This window comes from Staphylococcus sp. EG-SA-2 (genome assembly GCF_017152085.1).
Genome location: NZ_JACYHC010000165.1, coordinates 1 through 8,207, shown reverse-complemented (window position 1 = coordinate 8,207; position 8,207 = coordinate 1). Strand labels below are relative to the sequence as shown.

6 protein-coding genes and 1 pseudogene are annotated in these 8,207 nt (G+C 33.1%); 6 read left to right on the top strand and 1 reads right to left on the bottom strand.

What is annotated here, in order from left to right; translation table 11 throughout:
* Positions 1-1,097 (bottom strand): NupC/NupG family nucleoside CNT transporter (locus IDG60_RS01570; protein ID WP_206160412.1); only part of this gene is annotated, 1,097 nt, incomplete at its 3' end.
* A 157-nt stretch (positions 1,098-1,254) separates the two neighbouring features.
* Between IDG60_RS01570 and IDG60_RS01565 the strand changes: the two genes are divergently transcribed.
* The 6 genes and pseudogenes from IDG60_RS01565 to IDG60_RS01540 form a co-directional block, all read left to right on the top strand.
* The gene (locus IDG60_RS01565; protein ID WP_000551762.1) at positions 1,255-1,716 is read left to right on the top strand and encodes a CtsR family transcriptional regulator; all 462 of its coding nucleotides are present in this window, start codon (positions 1,255-1,257) and stop codon (positions 1,714-1,716) included.
* An 18-nt stretch (positions 1,717-1,734) separates the two neighbouring features.
* Entirely contained in the window at positions 1,735-2,301 is a 567-nt protein-coding gene (locus IDG60_RS01560) for a UvrB/UvrC motif-containing protein (RefSeq protein ID WP_000882069.1), read from the top strand.
* A complete protein-coding gene (locus IDG60_RS01555; protein ID WP_000149502.1) occupies positions 2,291-3,298 on the top strand; it encodes a protein arginine kinase in 1,008 nt (335 codons plus the stop codon). Before IDG60_RS01560 ends, IDG60_RS01555 begins: the two co-directional genes overlap by 11 nt.
* Positions 3,299-3,311: 13 nt before the next feature.
* Positions 3,312-5,768 carry an ATP-dependent Clp protease ATP-binding subunit gene (locus tag IDG60_RS01550; protein WP_000897132.1) on the top strand — a complete coding sequence of 819 codons (2,457 nt, stop codon included), beginning with the start codon at positions 3,312-3,314 and terminating at the stop codon, positions 5,766-5,768.
* 484 nt (positions 5,769-6,252) lie between these two features.
* Positions 6,253-7,617 (top strand): DNA repair protein RadA, encoded by a 1,365-nt coding sequence (gene radA / locus IDG60_RS01545; protein ID WP_001085219.1) that lies wholly within the window; start codon positions 6,253-6,255, stop codon positions 7,615-7,617.
* A 24-nt stretch (positions 7,618-7,641) separates the two neighbouring features.
* Positions 7,642-8,207: pseudogene (locus IDG60_RS01540) on the top strand (PIN/TRAM domain-containing protein); the annotation flags it as partial.

The following is an 8,207-nucleotide window of genomic DNA, read 5'->3' as shown; positions in this document are numbered from 1 at the left end:
GCACCTGAAATAATACCAATAGAGCTAAAGTTAGCAAATGATACTAAGAATACAGATGTAACACCTTTTGCGTGTTCAGATAAATCACTAAGTTTACCAAGTGCTTGCATTGCTACAAATTCGTTAGATAATAGTTTTGTCGCCATAACTGAACCGGCTTGAACTGCATCTTGCCATGGCACACCGACTAAGAATGCAAATGGTGCAAAGACAAAACCAATTAATGTTTGGAAATCCCAAGAAATAGCGCCACCTGAAACTGTACTAAAGATATTGCTTACAATTCCATTTAATAGAGCGATAATGGCAATGTATCCGATTAACATTGCACCTACAATGACAGCTACTTTAAATCCATCTAAAATATATTCTCCTAGCATTTCGAAGAATGATTGTTGTCTTTCTTCAGTTTCTTCAACTAATAATTTGTCATCTTCTTCATTAACTTTATAAGGGTTAATAATTGAAGCGATGATGAAACCACCAAATAAGTTTAAGACAACAGCCGTTACAACATATTTAGGTTCAATTAAGGTAAAGTATGCACCGATAATTGAAGCAGAAACAGTCGACATTGCTGAAGCTGTTAATGTGTATAAACGTTGCTTAGGTATGTATGGTAATTGTTTTTTAATTGAAATAAATACTTCAGATTGTCCTAAAATTGCTGCAGCAACTGCATTGTATGATTCTAAACGTCCCATACCATTAATTTTAGAAATTAAGAATCCTAAAACATTAATGATTAAAGGTAAAATCTTTGTGTATTGAAGGATACCGATAATCGCTGAAATAAATACGATAGGTAATAATACACTGAAGAAGAATGGTGGTTGCTTAGGATCGATATATTGAATACCACCGAATACAAAGTTAACACCATCTGCTGCTTTTAATAATAAGTAGTTAAAACCGTTTGAAATACCACCAATAACCTTGATTCCCATTGTAGTTTTAAGCAAGATAAATGCAAAGATAAGCTGAATTGCAAGTAAAATTCCTACATATTTCCAGCGAATATTTTTCCTGTCTGAGCTAAATAGAAACGCAAGTGCTAAAAAGAAGATAATTCCGATAATCCCAATTAGAATATGCATATATTTCTCATTCCTTTAGTTTTTTCTACAATCTATCATACAATAAAATGGAAGGGCTAACATCATAAATTTTTGAAAATATAAAAACAAATTAATTGAAAAAGGTCAAAATAGGTCATATAATATAGTCAAAGAAGGTCAAAAAGGGGTGATATACATGCACAATATGTCTGACATCATAGAACAATACATCAAACGTTTATTTGAAGAGTCGAATGAAGATGTCGTTGAAATTCAGAGAGCGAATATCGCACAGCGTTTTGATTGTGTACCATCACAATTAAATTATGTAATCAAAACACGATTCACTAATGAACATGGTTATGAAATCGAAAGTAAACGTGGTGGTGGTGGTTACATCCGAATCACTAAAATTGAAAATAAAGATGCAACAGGTTATATTAATCATTTGCTTCAGCTGATTGGACCTTCTATTTCTCAACAACAAGCTTATTATATTATTGATGGGCTTTTAGATAAAATGTTAATAAATGAACGTGAAGCTAAAATGATTCAAGCAGTTATTGATAGAGAAACGCTATCAATGGATATGGTTTCTAGAGATATTATTAGAGCAAATATTTTAAAACGTTTGTTACCAGTTATAAATTATTACTAAATGAAATGAGGTGTTGAAGTGCTTTGTGAAAATTGTCAACTTAATGAAGCGGAATTAAAAGTTAAAGTTACAAGTAAAAATAAAACAGAAGAAAAAATGGTGTGTCAAACTTGTGCTGAGGGGCACCATCCGTGGAATCAAGCTAATGAACAGCCTGAATATCAAGAACATCAAGATAATTTCGAAGAAGCATTTGTTGTTAAGCAAATTTTACAACATTTAGCTACGAAACATGGCATTAATTTTCAAGAAGTAGCGTTTAAAGAAGAAAAACGTTGCCCATCATGTCATATGACTTTGAAAGATATTGCACATGTTGGTAAATTTGGGTGTGCTAATTGTTATGCAACATTTAAAGATGACATCATTGATATCGTCCGCAGAGTTCAAGGTGGACAATTTGAGCACGTTGGAAAGACACCACATTCTTCACATAAAAAGATAGCTTTAAAGCGAAAAATCGAAGAAAAGAATGAATATTTGAAAAAACTTATTGAAATCCAAGATTTTGAGGAAGCAGCCATTGTTAGAGATGAAATTAAAGCACTAAAAGCTGAGAGTGAGGTGCAACATGATGACGCATAATATTCATGATAATATCAGCCAATGGATGAAAAGTAATGAAGAAACACCAATTGTTATGTCTTCTAGAATTCGGTTAGCGCGTAATTTAGAAAATCATGTGCATCCACTAATGTATGCTACTGAAAATGATGGATTTAGAGTTATAAATGAGGTACAAGATGCCTTGCCAAATTTTGAATTAATGCGTCTTGATCAAATGGATCAACAAAGTAAAATGAAAATGGTTGCAAAGCATTTGATTAGTCCTGAACTAATAAAACAACCAGCAGCCGCAGTATTAGTGAATGATGATGAATCTTTAAGTGTCATGATAAATGAAGAGGACCATATTCGTATTCAAGCTATGGGAACTGACACGACATTACAGGCTTTATATAATCAAGCTTCATCAATTGATGATGAATTAGATCGAAGCCTTGATATAAGTTATGATGAACAACTTGGTTATTTAACTACATGTCCTACCAATATAGGTACTGGTATGAGAGCAAGCGTGATGCTACATTTACCAGGTCTATCTATTATGAAAAGAATGACACGGATTGCTCAAACCATTAATCGTTTTGGATATACAATCAGAGGTATTTACGGTGAAGGTTCGCAAGTTTATGGACATACTTATCAAGTATCCAACCAACTTACACTTGGTAAATCTGAGTTAGAAATCATAGAAACATTAACAGAAGTTGTTAATCAAATCATTCATGATGAAAAACAAATACGACAAAAGTTAGACACTTATAATCAATTAGAAACACAAGACCGTGTTTTTCGCTCGCTAGGTATTTTACAAAACTGTAGAATGATAACTATGGAAGAGGCTTCTTATAGATTAAGCGAAGTTAAACTTGGTATAGATTTAAATTACATTGAATTACAAAACTTTAAATTTAATGAATTGATGGTAGCTATACAGTCACCATTTTTATTAGATGAAGAAGATGACAAATCTGTAAAAGAAAAACGAGCAGATATACTAAGAGAACATATAAAGTAGGAGGTCATTATTTATGTTATTTGGTAGATTAACTGAACGTGCACAGCGCGTATTAGCACATGCACAAGAAGAAGCAATTCGTTTAAATCATTCAAATATAGGAACAGAACACCTATTATTGGGGTTAATGAAAGAACCTGAAGGAATTGCTGCAAAAGTATTAGAAAGTTTTAATATCACTGAAGATAAAGTAATTGAAGAAGTTGAAAAATTAATCGGACATGGTCAAGATCATGTTGGTACATTGCATTATACACCTAGAGCTAAAAAAGTCATTGAATTATCGATGGATGAAGCTAGAAAATTACATCACAATTTTGTTGGAACGGAACATATTTTATTAGGCTTGATTCGTGAAAATGAAGGTGTTGCAGCAAGAGTTTTTGCAAATCTAGATTTAAATATTACTAAAGCACGTGCACAAGTTGTGAAAGCTTTAGGAAACCCTGAAATGAGTAATAAAAATGCACAAGCTAGTAAGTCAAATAATACTCCAACTTTAGATAGTTTAGCTCGTGACTTAACAGTCATTGCCAAAGACGGTACATTAGATCCTGTTATAGGACGTGATAAAGAAATTACACGTGTAATTGAAGTATTAAGTAGACGTACGAAAAACAATCCTGTACTTATTGGAGAGCCAGGTGTTGGTAAAACTGCTATTGCTGAAGGTTTAGCGCAAGCCATAGTGAATAATGAGGTACCAGAGACATTAAAAGATAAGCGTGTTATGTCTTTAGATATGGGAACAGTAGTTGCAGGTACTAAATATCGTGGTGAATTTGAAGAGCGTCTGAAAAAGGTTATGGAAGAAATCCAACAAGCAGGTAATGTCATCCTATTTATTGATGAGTTGCATACTTTAGTTGGTGCTGGTGGTGCTGAAGGTGCTATCGATGCTTCGAATATTTTGAAACCGGCATTAGCACGTGGTGAATTACAATGTATTGGTGCTACTACATTAGATGAATATCGCAAAAATATTGAAAAAGACGCGGCTTTAGAACGTCGTTTCCAACCTGTACAAGTTGATGAACCTTCAGTAGTAGATACAGTTGCTATTTTAAAAGGATTAAGAGATCGTTACGAAGCACACCATCGTATTAATATTTCAGACGAAGCTATTGAAGCAGCTGTTAAATTAAGTAACAGATACGTTTCAGATCGTTTCTTACCAGATAAAGCAATTGATTTAATTGATGAAGCAAGTTCTAAAGTAAGACTTAAGAGTCATACGACACCTAATAATTTAAAAGAAATTGAACAAGAAATTGAAAAAGTTAAAAATGAAAAAGATGCTGCAGTACATGCTCAAGAGTTTGAAAATGCTGCTAACCTGCGTGATAAACAAACAAAACTTGAAAAGCAATATGAAGAAGCTAAAAATGAATGGAAGAATGCACAAAATGGCATGTCAACTTCATTGTCAGAAGAAGATATTGCTGAAGTTATTGCAGGATGGACAGGTATCCCATTAACTAAAATCAATGAAACAGAATCTGAAAAACTTCTTAGTCTAGAAGATACATTACATGAGAGAGTTATTGGGCAAAAAGATGCTGTTAATTCAATCAGTAAAGCGGTTAGACGTGCCCGTGCAGGGTTAAAAGATCCTAAACGACCAATTGGTAGCTTTATCTTCCTTGGACCAACTGGTGTTGGTAAAACTGAATTAGCTAGAGCTTTAGCTGAATCAATGTTTGGCGATGATGATGCGATGATCCGTGTAGACATGAGTGAATTTATGGAAAAACACGCAGTGAGCCGATTAGTTGGTGCTCCTCCAGGATATGTTGGTCATGATGATGGTGGACAATTAACTGAAAAAGTTAGACGTAAACCATATTCTGTAATTTTATTTGATGAAATTGAAAAAGCTCATCCAGATGTATTTAATATTCTATTACAAGTTTTAGATGATGGACATTTGACAGATACAAAAGGACGTACAGTTGATTTCAGAAATACAATTATCATAATGACATCAAACGTTGGGGCACAAGAATTACAAGATCAACGATTTGCTGGATTCGGTGGTTCAAGTGATGGACAAGATTATGAAACAATTCGAAAAACGATGTTAAAAGAATTAAAAAATTCATTCCGTCCAGAATTTTTAAACCGTGTAGATGATATCATTGTATTCCATAAACTAACAAAAGAAGAATTAAAAGAAATTGTAACAATGATGGTTAATAAATTAACAAATCGATTATCTGAACAAAACATAAATATTATTGTTACTGATAAAGCGAAAGACAAAATCGCAGAAGAAGGATATGATCCAGAATATGGTGCAAGACCATTAATTAGAGCGATACAAAAAACTATCGAAGATAATTTAAGTGAATTAATATTAGATGGTAATCAAATTGAAGGTAAGAAAGTTACAGTAGATCATGATGGTAAAGAGTTTAAATATGACATTGCTGAACAAACTTCAGAAACTAAAACACCATCGCAAGCATAATTATAAAACAGTCCAAAACAAATTAAAGTTTTGGGCTGTTTTTTTAGTAGCATTGAACTATAGAAATTCGTGAAAGTATCCATCAACGAAACAATCTAATAAAACAATCATCAAAGGATAGTTAAGAATTATATGTAACAAGTTAATGAGCCTACAGCGATAGCATAAAGGTATGAATTTTTATAAAGGTTTTTTGTTTGAAGATACTAGCAACTTACGTCAAAATAAAATAGGTCTATATAATATTGTGATAAATCTAGAGAAAAGAGTTTACTAAGAAATTATTAAGATTTTATCTTTGAAAGATACCGACTATCAACATGATGTAAGTTTATTTTATAATATTCATAAAAAATAAATCTGGTAAAACAGTTTGCGTTAGTAGTCATGTTAAAATACAAACAAATGTAACTCACATTTAATTTGTCATAATGGGAATGTGCGTTTAAAATAGATTTGTTCAAAGGAAAGTGGAGGTGCAATTTTGGCCAAGAAAAAAGTGATTTTTGAATGTATGGCTTGTGGTTATCAATCTCCTAAATGGATGGGGAAATGTCCTAATTGTGGCGCTTGGAATCAAATGGAGGAAATTGTTGAAAAAGCAGCCAATCCTAAACATGGAGTTAAAACCAAGGAATTAGCAGGCAAAGTACAAAAATTAAATAGTATTAAACATGAAACAACGCCGAGAGTGTTAACAGATTCAGCAGAATTCAACCGTGTATTAGGTGGAGGTATTGTGAGCGGATCGTTAGTACTTATTGGTGGGGATCCAGGTATTGGTAAGTCAACGTTACTTTTACAAATTTGTGCATCGTTATCTCAAAAGAAAAAAGTACTATATATTACTGGAGAAGAATCGCTTAGTCAGACTAAATTACGTGCAGAGCGATTAGATGAAGATTCAAGTGAATTGCAAGTATTAGCTGAAACAGATCTTGAAGTTATTTATCAAACAGTAAAAGAAGAACAACCTGATTTATTAGTAGTGGATTCGATTCAAACAATATATCATCCTGAAATCAGCTCTGCGCCAGGTTCTGTTTCACAAGTTCGTGAAAGTACACAAAGTTTAATGAATATTGCTAAACAAATGAACATTGCAACTTTTATAGTGGGTCATGTAACGAAAGAAGGTCAAATTGCTGGCCCAAGATTGCTAGAACACATGGTTGATACTGTGCTTTATTTTGAAGGCGATGAACACCACGCATATCGAATTTTGCGAGCTGTTAAAAACCGTTTTGGTTCAACGAATGAAATGGGAATCTTCGAAATGAAGCAAAGTGGATTAAAAGGTGTAAATAATCCATCTGAAATGTTTTTAGAAGAACGTTCAACAAATGTTCCAGGTTCAACAATTGTTGCAACCATGGAGGGAACCAGACCACTTTTAATAGAAGTTCAAGCGCTGGTAACTCCAACGACTTTTAACAATCCGAGACGAATGGCAACAGGGATTGATCATAATCGATTAAGTTTGTTGATGGCTGTTTTGGAAAAGAAAGAAAATTATCTATTACAACAACAAGATGCTTATATCAAAGTAGCTGGCGGTGTAAAGTTAACGGAGCCAGCAGTTGATTTAAGTGTAATTGTAGCAACTGCATCTAGCTTTAAAGATAAAGCTGTCGACGGATTAGATTGCTATATTGGAGAAGTTGGTTTAACGGGTGAGGTACGTCGTGTATCTCGGATAGAACAACGCGTGCAAGAGGCTGCAAAACTAGGTTTCAAACGTGTAATTATTCCTAAAAATAATATAGGCGGATGGACATATCCTGAAGGTATACAAGTAATAGGTGTAACTACTGTACATGAAGCATTGTCATTTGCTCTTCATTCATAAAACATCAAGAAAGGAGGACATTGTGTGAATATCGTTAAACTAATGGTTATTATTATTTACTTAATTATTGGGAGCGCATTAGGAATAATTATTATTCCTGAAATTGCAAATGATCTTGGATTACAAAACTCCAGCTTTTTAAAAAATCACTATGTAGATGGCATTATCGGTAGTATTTTTATGTTCTTAATTTTTGGTGTATTTATTAGACGAGTTACTAACGCTATAAAAGGTTTAGAACATTTTATTATGCGTAGAAGTGCTGTTGAAATACTATTCGCAACAATAGGTTTAATAATCGGATTACTTATTTCTGTTATGGTGTCGTTTATATTAGAATCAATTGGTAACTCTATTTTTAATCATTTCATTCCTGTCATAATTACGATATTACTATGTTATTTCGGTTTCCAATTTGGCCTTAAAAAACGAGATGAAATGTTAATGTTTTTACCTGAGAATATAGCGCGTTCCATGTCACAACATACTAAAAGTGCTACGCCAAAAATTATCGACACAAGCGCAATTATTGATGGTCGTATTTTAGAAGTCATTCGTTGCGGTTTTATCGATGGCAATATTTTAATTCC